This window comes from Myceligenerans pegani (assembly GCF_014892515.1).
Lineage (GTDB): Bacteria > Actinomycetota > Actinomycetes > Actinomycetales > Cellulomonadaceae > Myceligenerans > Myceligenerans pegani.
The window spans coordinates 48712-61114 of record NZ_JADBGR010000089.1 but is presented as its reverse complement, the minus strand read 5'-3'; the positions used below and the strand labels follow the sequence as shown (position 1 = coordinate 61114).

Annotated in this window: 10 protein-coding genes; all 10 read right to left on the bottom strand. The window is 74.2% G+C overall.

Annotated features, from left to right (window positions below):
• Positions 1-32: 32 nt before the first annotated feature.
• The 10 genes from IIE03_RS14455 to pafA all read right to left on the bottom strand — a co-directional run bounded on the left by IIE03_RS14455 (position 33) and on the right by pafA (position 12172).
• A complete protein-coding gene (locus IIE03_RS14455; protein ID WP_192863460.1) occupies positions 33-710 on the bottom strand; it encodes a Trp biosynthesis-associated membrane protein in 678 nt (225 codons plus the stop codon).
• Entirely contained in the window at positions 707-2326 is a 1620-nt protein-coding gene (locus tag IIE03_RS14450; RefSeq protein WP_192863459.1) for an anthranilate synthase component I, read from the bottom strand. The genes IIE03_RS14455 and IIE03_RS14450 overlap by 4 nt, the downstream gene beginning before the upstream one ends.
• Complete coding sequence (hisI, locus tag IIE03_RS14445) at positions 2323-2775, bottom strand: phosphoribosyl-AMP cyclohydrolase (protein ID WP_192863458.1); 453 nt, start codon at positions 2773-2775, stop codon at positions 2323-2325. The genes IIE03_RS14450 and hisI overlap by 4 nt, the downstream gene beginning before the upstream one ends.
• 97 nt (positions 2776-2872) lie before the next feature.
• Positions 2873-3502 (bottom strand): hypothetical protein, encoded by a 630-nt coding sequence (locus IIE03_RS14440; RefSeq protein WP_192863457.1) that lies wholly within the window; start codon positions 3500-3502, stop codon positions 2873-2875.
• A 124-nt stretch (positions 3503-3626) separates the two neighbouring features.
• Positions 3627-5486: an ABC transporter ATP-binding protein gene (locus IIE03_RS14435; RefSeq protein WP_192863456.1), complete on the bottom strand. Its 1860-nt coding sequence runs from the start codon at positions 5484-5486 to the stop codon at positions 3627-3629.
• The gene (locus IIE03_RS14430) at positions 5483-7342 is read right to left on the bottom strand and encodes an ABC transporter ATP-binding protein (protein WP_225997774.1); all 1860 of its coding nucleotides are present in this window, start codon (positions 7340-7342) and stop codon (positions 5483-5485) included. The genes IIE03_RS14435 and IIE03_RS14430 overlap by 4 nt, the downstream gene beginning before the upstream one ends.
• Positions 7343-7569: 227 nt before the next feature.
• On the bottom strand, positions 7570-8784 hold the full coding sequence (locus IIE03_RS14425; protein ID WP_192863455.1) for an MFS transporter: 1215 nt from the start codon (positions 8782-8784) through the stop codon (positions 7570-7572).
• A gap of 91 nt (positions 8785-8875) precedes the next feature.
• A complete protein-coding gene (gene hisF / locus IIE03_RS14420; protein WP_192863454.1) occupies positions 8876-9646 on the bottom strand; it encodes an imidazole glycerol phosphate synthase subunit HisF in 771 nt (256 codons plus the stop codon).
• 1 nt (position 9647) lies between these two features.
• Positions 9648-10586, bottom strand: a complete 939-nt coding sequence (locus tag IIE03_RS14415; protein ID WP_318842987.1) for an FKBP-type peptidyl-prolyl cis-trans isomerase — start codon at positions 10584-10586, stop codon at positions 9648-9650.
• Between the two features lie 224 nt (positions 10587-10810).
• Positions 10811-12172 carry a Pup--protein ligase gene (pafA, locus tag IIE03_RS14410; RefSeq protein WP_192863453.1) on the bottom strand — a complete coding sequence of 454 codons (1362 nt, stop codon included), beginning with the start codon at positions 12170-12172 and terminating at the stop codon, positions 10811-10813.
• Positions 12173-12403: the final 231 nt, after the last annotated feature.

The following is a 12403-nucleotide window of genomic DNA, read 5'->3' as shown; positions in this document are numbered from 1 at the left end:
GATCTCGGGCGGCCGTGCCGCCCTGTCCCAGCCTAACCGTCATCGCGCGTCGGGTCCTCGCCGCGGGTGAGCGCGTCCCAGTCGTCGGCCGGGTCGGGCTCGGTCGTCGGGGACGCCGCCTCCGCGGCCCCCGACCGTTCCGCCTCCGTCCCGGCCGCTCCGGGCGCGACGGCGGTCCGCCCCTCGCCCCCGGCCGTGTCGCGCTCGTGGCGACGGGTGGCCGCGGGCCAGCGCCGGGCCGCGAGCGCCGCCGCGACCGCGACGAGGAGGGCGAGCGCGCCCGCGACCGCCGTCGTCCACGGCCAGGGCGACAGGACGACGGGAGCCGTCAGGTCGGTGACGCCCGCCGCCGCCGCGGCCGCCGAGGTGCCCGCGGCGGTGGGGTCGACGACGACGGCGAGCGCCCCCGTGCTCACGCCGGCCCCGGCGAGCGCGGCGACCGCGAGCACGACGTACCGGCCCGCGCGTCCGGTCAGCGCGAGCGCGGGACCACAGGCGAGCAGGACGAGCGCGGCGGCGCCCACGACGGGGGCTGCCTCGGCGCCGGTGGCCGCGACGGCGACGCCGGGCCGCAGCGCCGTGGCCACCTCGGTGGTCACCCAGGTGGCGGACGTCGCGGCGAGGGCGATGCCGCCGAGCCCGAGGAGGGCGAGCAGGGCGCGCGTGCGCGTGAGCGGGGTGCGCGGGTTCGCGCCGGCGGACTCGCTCATGCCGGGCGGAACCTCGCGGCGAACTGGACGGCGCGCACGGCGGCGGCCGCCTTGTTGCGCGACTCCTCGTACTCGAGGCGGGGCACGGAGTCGGCGACGATGCCGGCGCCGGCCTGCACGTGGGCGCGGCCGCCGGCGATCATCGCGGTGCGGATGGCGATGGCCATGTCCATGTCGCCGTCGAAGTCGAAGTAGCCGACGGTGCCGCCGTAGATGCCGCGCGAGGCGGGCTCGAGCTCGTCGATGAGCGCGATGGCCCGCGGTTTCGGCGCGCCGGACAGGGTTCCGGCGGGGAAGGTGGCGCGCAGCGCGTCCAGCGCGGTGGCGGCCGCGCGGAGCCGGCCGACGACCGTGGAGCACATGTGCATGATGTGGCTGAACCGGCGCACCCGCATGAACTCCACGACCTCGACGGAGGTGGGCTCGCAGACCTTGACGAGGTCGTTGCGGGACAGGTCGACGAGCATGAGGTGCTCGGCACGCTCCTTCGGGTCGGCGAGCAGTTCCTCGCCGAGGGCCACGTCCTCCTCGGGGTGGGCCCCGCGCGGCCGGGAACCGGCGATCGGGTAGGTGGTGACGTGGCCGTCGCTCACCTTGACCAGCGTCTCGGGGCTGGAGCCGACGACGGCGACGGGGCGGGCGTCCGCGTCCTGGAGCCGGAAGTAGTACATGTACGGGCTCGGGTTGATGGTGCGCAGGGCGCGGTACACGTCGAGCGGGTCGGCCGGGCAGTCGAGGTCGAGCCGCTGGGACAGAACGACCTGGAAGACCTCGCCGTCGCGGATCGCCTCCTTGGCGGCGGCCACGGCGTCCTCGAACTCCTCGCGGGTGGAGCGGAACTCGAGGGCGGGCTCCGGGAGGCCGGGCGCGCCGTCGCCGGGGGCGACGACCGTGGTGACCGGCGGTGTCCCGACCGCGAGGCGGGCCTGCATCGCGTCGAGCCGCGCGACGGCGTCGGCGTGCGCCTCGTCGACGCGCTCGGCGGTGTCGTCCCCGTTGATCGCGTTGGCGACCAGCCAGACCGTGCCCTCGCGGTGGTCCACCACCGCGAGGTCCGTGGCCAGGCAGAGCGCGAGCTCGGGGGCGTGCAGCTCGTCGGGGGCGTCGGCGGGCAGCGTGGGCTCCCAGTGGCGCACGACGTCCCAGCCCAGCGAGCCGGCCAGGCCGCCGGTGAACGGCGGGAGGTTCGCCAGGCGCGGGGTGCGCAGCGCCTCGAGGGTCGCCTGGACGACGTCGAGCACGTCGCCCTCGGCCGGGATGCCGACCGGGACGTCGCCGGTCCAGCGGGCTCGGCCGCCGGCCGACGTGAGGATCGCGCGGGAGGCCACGCCGACGAACGACCAGCGCGACCACTCCCCCGTGGCCTCGGCCGACTCCATGATGAACGAGCCCGCGCCGGCCGCGAGCGTGCGGTACAGGCCGACGGGAGTGGTGTCGTCGGCGAGGACCTTGCGGACCACCGGGATGACACGGCGGTCGGGGGCCAGCGCGCGGAAGTCGGCGAGCCCGGGCCAGGTGTCGCCCCAGGCGAGGTCGGCGGGGGCGCCGCCGGGGGCCGCGGTGGATGCGGGGGCGGGGGCGGGTGCGGGTGCGGGGGTCGTGGTCGGCTGGGTCACCGGTCGGCCTCCTCCAGGGTGTCGGCGGGCCGCGCCCCGGCGTCCGCCGTCGCCGGCCGGGGGCGGCCCGCGACCACGGCGCCGAGGTCGCCGCCCGCCTCGAAGCAGGTGCGGGCGCCGGTGTGGCAGGCGGCGCCGACCTGGTCGACCTCGACGAGCAGGGCGTCGCCGTCGCAGTCGACGCTGACCGCCTTCACGTACTGCACGTGTCCCGAGGTGTCGCCCTTGCGCCAGTACTCGCCGCGCGAGCGTGACCAGAACGTCACGCGTCCGGAGGTGAGGGTGCGGCGGACCGCCTCGTCGTCCATCCAGCCGAGCATGAGCACCTCGCGGGTGTCGTGCTGCTGGACGATCGCGGCCACGAGGCCGGCGTCGTCCCGCTTCAGCCGCTCGGCGACCGCGGGGTCGAGCCCGGGGCCCGCTTCTGTCTCGGAACTGGATCCTTGCACAGGAGAATCCTGCCACCTGCGGCGGGCGGGGGCCGCACCGCGGCCCGGACGCCGGGTCGCACGGCGCCGTCCGGGGCGCCGATCCCGACCCGCCGCGTCACGCGGTGCGGACCGGACGCGCCACGCGGTAGCGGAGCAGGTCGCCCTCGAACACCACACGGCCCGGAAGCGACAGCAGCGTCTGCGGCCGCACCTGGCTGCGCGGGATCCGCAGGTCGCACACGCCCGCCTGGTGCAGCACGTGGTACACGAACTCGGAGCAGAAGAACCGGTAGGCGTCCTCCCGGGTCCGGCCGGTCACGTGGTCGAGCAGCCCCGCGAAGTTGTAGCGGTAGCGGTGCCCGTCCAGCAGGAAGGCCTCCACCTGCGCCCGGATCGCGTCGTGCTGGATCACCGTGACCGGGACCTCGAGGACGAGCCCGGGCAGGCTCCCCATGCGCTCGTACAGCGGGTCGTCCAGGCGCTCCCGCCGGAAGCAGCCGGACAGGGCGTTCCTCGTCCCCCGCCGGCCGAACCCGAACATGTACTCCAGGTCCGGGTCGAGGGCGAGCGCGGCGTGCGTCAGGCGATCCCGCGTCAGCGCTCCGATGAGCCGGGACGGGACCGTGCTGCTCCGGGACAGCACCACGTAAACCGCGCGTCCCGGACGCCCCAGGCCGCGGAGAGCCTGGGGGCCGGCGGGAGGGACGGGTGGTACAGGGGTACGGGGGAAGTCGATGACGCTCACGCGGAGACGCTAGCTTGGCGTCCACCCGGCTGACCAGTGTGGACACCGAAAATCCGGGTGTCTCCCGGGGATCACCCGGACGCCGGCCGGGCAGCCTCGGGGGGGTGCGGCTCCCCGGGCCCGCCTACCGCGTCTGCGACACCCAGCTCGCGTGCATGCGGGAGTAGATCCCGCCGGCCGCCGCCAGCTCGGCGTGCGGGCCGGTCTCGACGATCTCGCCGGCGTCGACGACCACCACGAGGTCCGCCGCCTCCGCCGTCGAGAGCCGGTGGGCGATCGTGATCGTCGACCGGCCGGCCGTCAGGGAGTCGAGCGCGCGGGCGATCCGCACCTCGGCCGCCGGGTCCACCGCCGACGTCGCCTCGTCCAGGACGAGCAGGTCGGGCGCCGCGAGGTACGCGCGCGCGATCGCGACGAGCTGCCGCTCGCCCGCGCTCAGCGCCTCGCCCCGCTGGCCCACCTGGGTGTCGAGGCCGTCCGGGAGGGTCTCGACCCAGTCGCTCAGGCCCAGCTCCGCGAAGGCGTCCGAGACGGCCGCGCGCACCTCGCCCGCGTCGTCCGGCGTCGTCGGGCGTGTCCCGTTGCGCAGGCCGTAGGCCGCGTTCTCCAGCACGGTGCCGTCGAACAGGAAGCCCTCCTGCGGCACGAGGACGACCCGCTCGCGCAGCGACGCGAACGAGACCTTGCGCAGGTCCGTCCCGTCGAGCTCGACGGTGCCCTCCACCGGGTCCATGAGCCGCGTGACGAGCTTGGCGATCGTCGTCTTGCCGGAGCCGGTCTGCCCGACGACGGCGACCTTGGTGCGCGGCGGCAGGTCGAGCGACACGCCGTGCAGCACGTCGGGGCCGCCGGAGTACGCGAACCGCACGTCGCGCAGCGTCACGCGGGCCGGGCCGCGCGGCAGGTCGACGGCGTCGGGCGCCTCGGTGACCTCCACGGGCGTCTCCACGACCGCGATCACACGGCGCCAGCCCGCGACCGCGTTCTGCATCTCGTTGAGGATCTCCGTACCCATCTGCACCGGGCCGGTGAACAACTGCACGAGGAACAGGAACGCGACGATCTCACCCGCGCTCAGCGCGCCGCCGATGCCGAGCCACGCGCCCAGGACCACCACGACCGCCAGCACGAGGTTGGCGACGAACACACCCGACGAGAACACGATCGCGACGAGCTCCATGGAGCGCCGTTGCGCCCGCCGGGTCGCCTCGACGGCCTGCGAGATGCGCCGGCCGGTCCGCGCGGACACGCCGTAGGCGCGCACCGTCTCGGCCCCGACCACCGACTCGCTGATCGCGCCCAGCATCGCCCCCACCCGCTCACGCACCAGGGTGTAGGCGGCGTTCACCTTGCGCTGCCCCACGCGCATGAACAGGAACATCGGCACGAAGCACACCCACACCACGACCGTCAGCACCGGCGAGTACCAGGCCATCAGCGCCGTCGCGACAAGGATCTGCAGGACGCTGACCAGCAGCATGATCCCGCCCCACTGCACGAACAGCGAGATGGTGTCGACGTCGTTGGTGACCCGGGCCACGAGCGCGCCGCGCCGCTCCGTGTTCTGCGTGAGGGTCGACAGGTCGTGCACGTGCCGGAACGCCCGCGTGCGCAGCGTCGCCAGCCCTGCCTCGGTGGACCGGAAGAGCCGCACGTTGACCAGCGCGGCGCACACGCCGGCCAGCACGAGACCCACCGCGGCGAGCGCGGCGAGGGTCACGACGCGTCCGGCGTCGGGGCCACCCTCGGCGAGGATGCCGTCGTCGATGGTGCGCTGCACGGCCAGCGGCACGACCACCTTGCCGCCCGCCGCGAGCACCGCCAGGGCGAGGGTGATCCAGACGCCGTTCAGCATCTCCGGGGAGAGCTGGACGCCGCGGCGCAACGTGGCGAACACCCCGAGGCTGCTCACCGACTCGATGCGCGCGCCGTTGGCGTCGAGCTCGTCCTCGCTGATCCCCGGCTCGGCCGTCGTGGCACTCATCGGGCAACCTCCTGCAGTTCGTCGTCGCGGTCGGTCTCGTCCCCGGCCCGTTCCCGGCGTTCCGCCTCGGCCTGGTACGCCGTGGCGAGCTCGCGGTAGCCGGGGTCGCGGGCCATGAGCTCCTCGTGGGGACCGACGTCGACCACGCCCCCGTCGTCGAGATGCACCACCGTGTCGGCGAGGGCGACCGAACTCATCCGGTAGGCGACCATGATCACGGTGGTGGCCCCGCTCCCCTGCTCGGCGAGGCCGTGCAGGATCGCCTGCTCGACGCGCGGATCGACGGCGCTCGTGGCGTCGTCGAGCACGAGCAGGCGCGGGCGCCGCACCAGGGCCCGCGCGATGGCGAGGCGCTGCCGCTGGCCTCCTGAGAGGTTGGCGCCCCGCTCGCCGAGCGGCGCGTCGAGGCCGTCGGGGTATGCGCGGATCGTGTCGTCGAGCCGCGCGAGCCGCAGCGCCTCCCAGACCTCGTCGTCGGACGGCGAGCCGTCCTCCCCGCGGTCCGCGAGCGTGACGTTGGCCCGGACGGAGTCCTCGAACACGAACGTGCTCTGCGTGACGAGGGCGACGTGCGCGGGGATCTCGCCCGCGGCGAGCTCGCGGGCGTCGGTGCCGTCGAGCAGCACGCGGCCGCGGGTGGGGTCGGACAGCCGCGCGAGCAACGACACGAGGGTCGTCTTGCCCGCGCCCGTGGGGCCGACGACGGCGACCGTCGCGCCGGCCGGCACCTCCAGGTCCACACCCTCCAGAAGCGTGCGGGTGCCCCGCTCCAGGCCGGTGACCTCGACGTCGACCCCGACGCGCTCGAACCGCACGCCCAGGCCGCCGTCGGACGCGGGGAGCCGGCCCGTGCCGTAGGCCAGCTCGCCGTCCGCGTCCACGACCTCGGAGATGCGGTCGTAGCCCACGAGCGCGCGCGGCAGCTCGCCGAGCACCCAGCCGAACGCCATGAGCGGCACCGTCATCATCGTGAGCAGGTAGGCGGCGCTCACGACGTCGCCCGCCGCGACGTCGCCGGAGCCGGCCCGCCAGGTACCGACCGCGAGCACGACGAGCGTGCCGATCGCGGGCAGGTTCTGGATGACCGGGTCGAAGATCGCCCGCACCACGCCGACGCGCACGTTCGCGGCCCGCAGGTCGCCCGCCGTGGCGGCGAACCGAGCCTCCTCGCGACCCTCGGTGCCGAGGGCCTTGACCAGGAGCGCGGCCTCGAACGACTCGTGCGCCACGTCGGCCACGTCGCCGCGCAGCTGCTGCGCGCGGGTGACGGCCGGGGACATGTACCGCTGGTAGATCGTGTTGGCCACGACCGTGACCGGGAAGATCACGAGGGCCGCCAGGGCCAGCCACGGGTCGATCGAGAAGAGCATCACCACGGCGGTGACGATCATGACGACGACGCCGAGCGCGAACGGGAGCGGGTTGAACACGCCGTTCGCGGCCTCGGCGTCCGACGTCGTGTGGTTGAGGAGCTGCCCGGCCGGGTGCGCGCGGTGCCAGGAGACCGGCAGGCGCAGGTACTGGGTGGTCAGGGCGCTGCGGTGGTCGGCGATGTTGTCCGAGAACCCGTAACCCGCCCACATGCGCCGCCCGGCCACGGACAGCGCCAGGGTCAGGGCGACGGCGCCCAGCACGACACCCGCGAGCCAGATGCGGTCCCGCGCCGCCTCGTCCCCGGCGATCGCCGGGACGACGACGGCGTCGGTGGCCCAGCCCACGGCCCGGCTGACGCCCACGGTCATGGCGCCGAACAGCGCCGACGCGGTCACGGCCAGGACGTAGGTGCCGGGGTGCGCGCGCATCCCGCGCCACATCAGGACGAGCGACCGACGCGTGCGCGAGCCGGTCAGCATCATCGGGCGGGGATGGCGTCCGGGCCGGTGGATGCCGGGGGACGGATCGCTGGCGGCGTCCGAGGATGTGGCTCTGGGCGCGGCTGAGGGCACGGCGAGACCTCGCTTCGGTCGGGGATCTGTCGATCATCTCATGCCCCGGGAAACGATTCGATACCTTTTTCGCGGAGAGCGACATCGACGCGTCGCGGGGGATGTCGCCGACGCTAGGACCTGAACCGCGGTTGAGGTCAAGCCCGGTGCGCCACCCGCTGCCGCCCGAACGCCAGGATCATGCCGAGGCCCAGCACGGTGACCATCGCTCCGGCCCACGCCGGGGCCAGGTAGCCCCAGCCGGCGTCGATGACCAGCCCGCCGAGGAACGCCCCTGCGCCGTTGGCCACGTTGAGCCCTGCGTGGCAGAGCGCCGCGCCCAGCGACGGCGCGCCCGGCGACAGGTCCATGAGCCGGGTCTGGAACGCGATGGCGAGCACCTGGGAGGTGACGCCGAGCAGGAACAACGCGACGAGCGCCGGCACCGGCGCGGCACCGGTCAGCGCGAACAGGACCAGCGACGCCGTCGTCGCCACGAAGCCGGTCAGCACGGCCCGCAGCACGCCACGGTCCGCGAGCCGCCCGCCGATCTGGGTACCCACCGTCATGCCGAGGCCGAACAGGGCGAGCACCCAGGGCACGGCGCCGCCGGGCAGCCCGGTCACCCCGGTCACGGTCGGGGCGACGTACGTGTAGACGGCGAACATCCCGCCGAAGCCCACGGCGCCCGCCACGAACGCGACCCACAGCGGCGCGTTCCGCAGCGTCGCCAGCTCGGTCCGCACCGAGCTGCCCGCTCCGCCGGCACCGGCCGGGACGAGGCGCCAGAGCCCGAGCACCGTCATGAGCCCGAGCGCACCGACCAGCACGTAGGAGGTGCGCCAGCCGAACGCCTGCCCGATCCCGGTGGCCAGCGGGACGCCCACGATGTTCGCGATGGTCAGGCCGGTCATCATGGTCGCCACGGCCCGACCCCGGTGGGCCTGCCCGGCGACCGAGGCGCCCACCGCGGCGCCGACCCCGAAGAACGCGCCGTGCGGCAGTCCGGCCAGGAACCGGCCCAGCACGAGCCAGCCGATGTCGGGTGCCAGCGCGGACAGGACGTTCGCGAGCGTGTAGGCGCCCATCAGCACCAGCAGCAGCCGCTTGCGCGGCATCCGGGCCGCGGCGACGGTCAGCAGGGGCGCCCCGACGACGACGCCGAGGGCGTAGGCCGTGATGGTGTATCCCACCTGCGGGTCGGTCGCGCCGAGATCGGCGCCGATCTCGGGCAGCAGGCCCATCGCGGCGAACTCGGTCGTGCCGATGGTGAAGCCGCCTGCCGCCAGGGCGACGAGCGAGGGCGCCGCGTGCCGCAGCGAGCCGGTGCGCGCCGCCGTGTCGGGGGCGTTCCTGGGGTCGGTGGTCGTCATGGGAGGGCTCCAGACGGTCGAATCGATTCGGGGCGACCGTCGGCGACACCGGCGACGAGCGAGGGGATCGGGAGCAGACTACCCTCCGCGGCTAGCGGACCTCCAGGCCCGCCTCGCGCATCTCCTGCTTGACCTCCGGGATCGTGAGCGTGCCGAAGTGGAAGACGCTGGCCGCCAGCACCGCGTCCGCCCCCGAGTTCGCCGCGGCGACGAAGTCCGACGGCTTCCCGGCCCCGCCCGACGCGATCAGCGGCACGGTGACCCGGGCCCGCACGTCCGCGAGCATCTCCAGGTCGAAGCCTGCCGCCGTCCCGTCGGCGTCCATCGAGTTCAGCAGGATCTCCCCCGCGCCCAGGTCCGCCGCCCGGACGGCCCATTCGACGGCGTCGATCCCGGTGCCCTTCCGGCCGCCGTGGGTCGTGACCTCGTAGCCCGACGGCGTCGTCGTCTCCCCCGACATCCGCCGCGCGTCCACGCTCAGCACGAGCACCTGCGAGCCGAACCGCTCGGCGATCTCCGCGATCAGCTCCGGGCGGGCGATCGCCGCGGTGTTCACCCCGACCTTGTCCGCGCCGGCCCGCAGGAGGCGGTCGACGTCGTCGGCGGACCGGATGCCTCCGCCCACGGTGAGCGGCACGAACACCTGCTCCGCGGTGCGACGCACGACGTCCACGGTGGTGTCGCGGCCCGCCGAGGAGGCCGAGACGTCGAGGAACGTCAGCTCGTCCGCGCCCTCGGCGTCGTACCGGGCGGCGAGTTCCACCGGGTCGCCGGCGTCGCGCAGATTCTGGAAGTTGACCCCCTTGACGACGCGTCCGGCGTCGACGTCGAGGCACGGGATCACGCGGATCGCGACAGACATCTCAGTCCCTCTTCTTCTCGTTCTCGCTCATGGGCTTGTGCGCGTCCAGGATGTCGATCACGTACACCAGCGTCTCGCCGGCGAGCGGGCTCTTCGTGCCCGCGTACGCCATACCGGGCGGCGCCACCAGCATCACCTGGGAACCCACCGGCTGCTGCACCAGGCCGGTGTCCCAGCCCTCGATCAGCGCCCCGATCCCCACCTGCGCCGAACGCGGCGGGGAGTCCTTCGCCCAGGTGGTCTCCACGACCTCGCCGCTCCCCCACGCGACCGCGTGCACCTCGAAGGTGACGACCTGCCCCTGGGCCACCTGCGGTCCCCTGCCACGCACCAGCGGCACCACCTCGAGATCCCGGGGCGGCTCCGCGTCGCGCGGGATCCGCACCGTCGGCGCGCCCAGCTCGTCACGGGTCACCCGGGGCAGCCCTCCGGGCGGGCCGGGCAGCTCGGTACCGGACGCGCGCGTCGGCAGCACGTCGACCACGAGCACCACCGGCACCTCCGCGCCCTCGTCGGAGTCGCTCTCCAGGAGCATCACCCGGGCACCCGCCCGCTTGCCGCGGAGCGCCTCGAACAGGTGGTTGCCGAGCGAGCTCTCGGTCATCGTGTACGACGCGGGCGCGCTGCGGTACGTGTTCTGCAGCTCGCTCCCGTCGCGCCCGTCCTCGGCGTAGAGGTTGAGCAGCACCGAGCCGTCGCGCTCCAGCGGCTCGCCGGTGCCCGGCCACACCGTCCGCGATCCCGGCTCCAGCACGTCGAACGGCTTGGCGTACTTCAGCTCGGGCACCTGGCCCGGGCGGCCGTCGACGTCGATCGGCGCCTGCGACGCCGTCGCGGTCGGCGCCGGGCCGACCTCGATCGGGAGCGAGGCGGGGGCGCACGCACCGGCCGTCACCAGCAGCCCGGCGGAGACCAGGACGACGAGCGGACGGCGGAGCACCCGCAGATCGTACCCGGGCGAGCCCACCCCGGTCGGTCAGGTCCAGGACCGAGCCAACCGGTCCCCGGCCGCCGAAACCGGTGGCGAGCACGCGAGGGCACGAACTGCCGCCGCCGGAAACCGGTGGCGACGGCGGCCGACGCCGAGGAACGAGGCGGCGCGGCGACGGAGCCCGGCGGCGGCAATGCCCGGCGCCCGCAGCGTGCGAGCCCGGCGGCTCGGGATCACATGGACTCGATGAGGCGCTCCACCCGCTCGTCGACGTTCCGGAACGGGTCCTTGCACAGCACGGTGCGCTGCGCCTGGTCGTTGAGCTTCAGGTGCACCCAGTCGACGGTGTAGTCGCGCCGCGCGTCCTGCGCCGCCCGCACGAAGTCCCCGCGCAGCTTGGCGCGCGTGGTCTGCGGCGGGACCGCCGTCGACTCGAAGATCTCCAGGTCCGTCGCCACCCGCTCGACCATCCCGCGCGCGGCGAGCAGGTTGTACAGGCCCTCGGTCCGGGAGATGTCGTGGTAGGCCAGGTCGAGCCGCGCGATCCGCGGGTCGTCCAGCGCGAGCTGGTGCTTGGCCTGGTAGCGCTGGATGAGGCGGAGCTTGATCACCCAGTCCAGCTCGCGGTCCACCAGCGACAGGTCGCCGGTCTCCAGCGCCCGAAGGCCGCGTTCCCACAGGTCGAGCACCTGCTTCACCACCGGCGTCGGGTCCGCGTGACCTTCCACGAAGTCCCGCACCCGCTCGTAGTACTCGGTCTGGATCTCCACGGCGGTCATGGACCGGCCGTTGGCGAGCGTCACGGCGTGCTTGCCCGAACGGTCGTGGCTGATCTCCCGGATCGCGCGGATCGGGTTCTCCAGGCTGAGGTCGCGCATCGGCAGGCCCGCCTCGACGAGCCGCAGCACCAGGTCCGTGGCGCCGACCTTGAGCATCGTGGTGGGCTCGGCCATCGACGAGTCCCCGACGATGACGTGCAGGCGACGGTAGTGCTCCGCGTCGGCGTGCGGCTCGTCCCGGGTGTTGATGATGGGCCGCGACCGCGTGGTCGCGGACGAGACCGCCTCCCAGATGTGGTCCGCGCGCTGCGACAGGCAGTACACGGCACCGCGGGGCGTGGCGAGGACCTTCCCGGCGCCGACCAGAACCTGCCGGGTGATGAGGAAGGGCACCAGCACGTCGCTCAGCCGCGCGAAGTCCCCGCCGCGGCGCACCAGGTAGTTCTCGTGACAGCCGTAGGAGTTGCCCGCCGAGTCCGTGTTGTTCTTGAACAGGTGGATCCGGCCGGGCAGGTCCTCGTGCTCGAGCCGCTGCTGCGCATCCTCGACCAGGCCCTCCAGGATGCGCTCGCCGCCACGGTCGTAGGCCACCAGCTGCCGCACGTCGTCGCACTCGGCGGTCGCGTACTCGGGATGCGACCCCACGTCGAGGTACAGCCGTGAGCCGTTGCGCAGGAACACGTTGGAGCTGCGCCCCCACGCCACGACCTTGCGGAACAGATAACGGGCGACCTCGTCGGCCGAGAGCCCGCGCCCGTCCTCGGCGGCGCAGGTGACGCCGTACTCGGTCTCCAGTCCGAAGATCCTGCGATCCATGGCGGTCCCTCCCTCATCTGTGCGTACGGTGCGGTGCGTGCGACGGTCCGTGGTGACGTCCGACGCCGATCGGTCCTGTGGCGGTGGCGATCAGTCCTGTGGCGGCCCCTCCCGCGGTGCGGCGGGCGGCTCCGGGGTGGAGTCGTCGCCGTCCGACGACTCCGACGGTTCGGCGGCCCCGGACGACTCGTCGGACCCGGTGGATTCGCCCGACCCGGTGGACTCCGTGGT

Bases quoted from the DNA above. Each gene is read 5' to 3' on its own strand.
- IIE03_RS14455 (WP_192863460.1), bottom strand. From the start codon at position 710: ATGAGCGAGTCCGCCGGCGCGAACCCGCGCACCCCGCTCACGCGCACG.
- IIE03_RS14435 (WP_192863456.1), bottom strand. From the start codon at position 5,486: ATGAGTGCCACGACGGCCGAGCCGGGGATCAGCGAGGACGAGCTCGAC.
- IIE03_RS14430 (WP_225997774.1), bottom strand. From the start codon at position 7,342: ATGATGCTGACCGGCTCGCGCACGCGTCGGTCGCTCGTCCTGATGTGG.
- IIE03_RS14425 (WP_192863455.1), bottom strand. From the start codon at position 8,784: ATGACGACCACCGACCCCAGGAACGCCCCCGACACGGCGGCGCGCACC.
- hisF (WP_192863454.1), bottom strand. From the start codon at position 9,646: ATGTCTGTCGCGATCCGCGTGATCCCGTGCCTCGACGTCGACGCCGGA.
- pafA (WP_192863453.1), bottom strand. From the start codon at position 12,172: ATGGATCGCAGGATCTTCGGACTGGAGACCGAGTACGGCGTCACCTGC.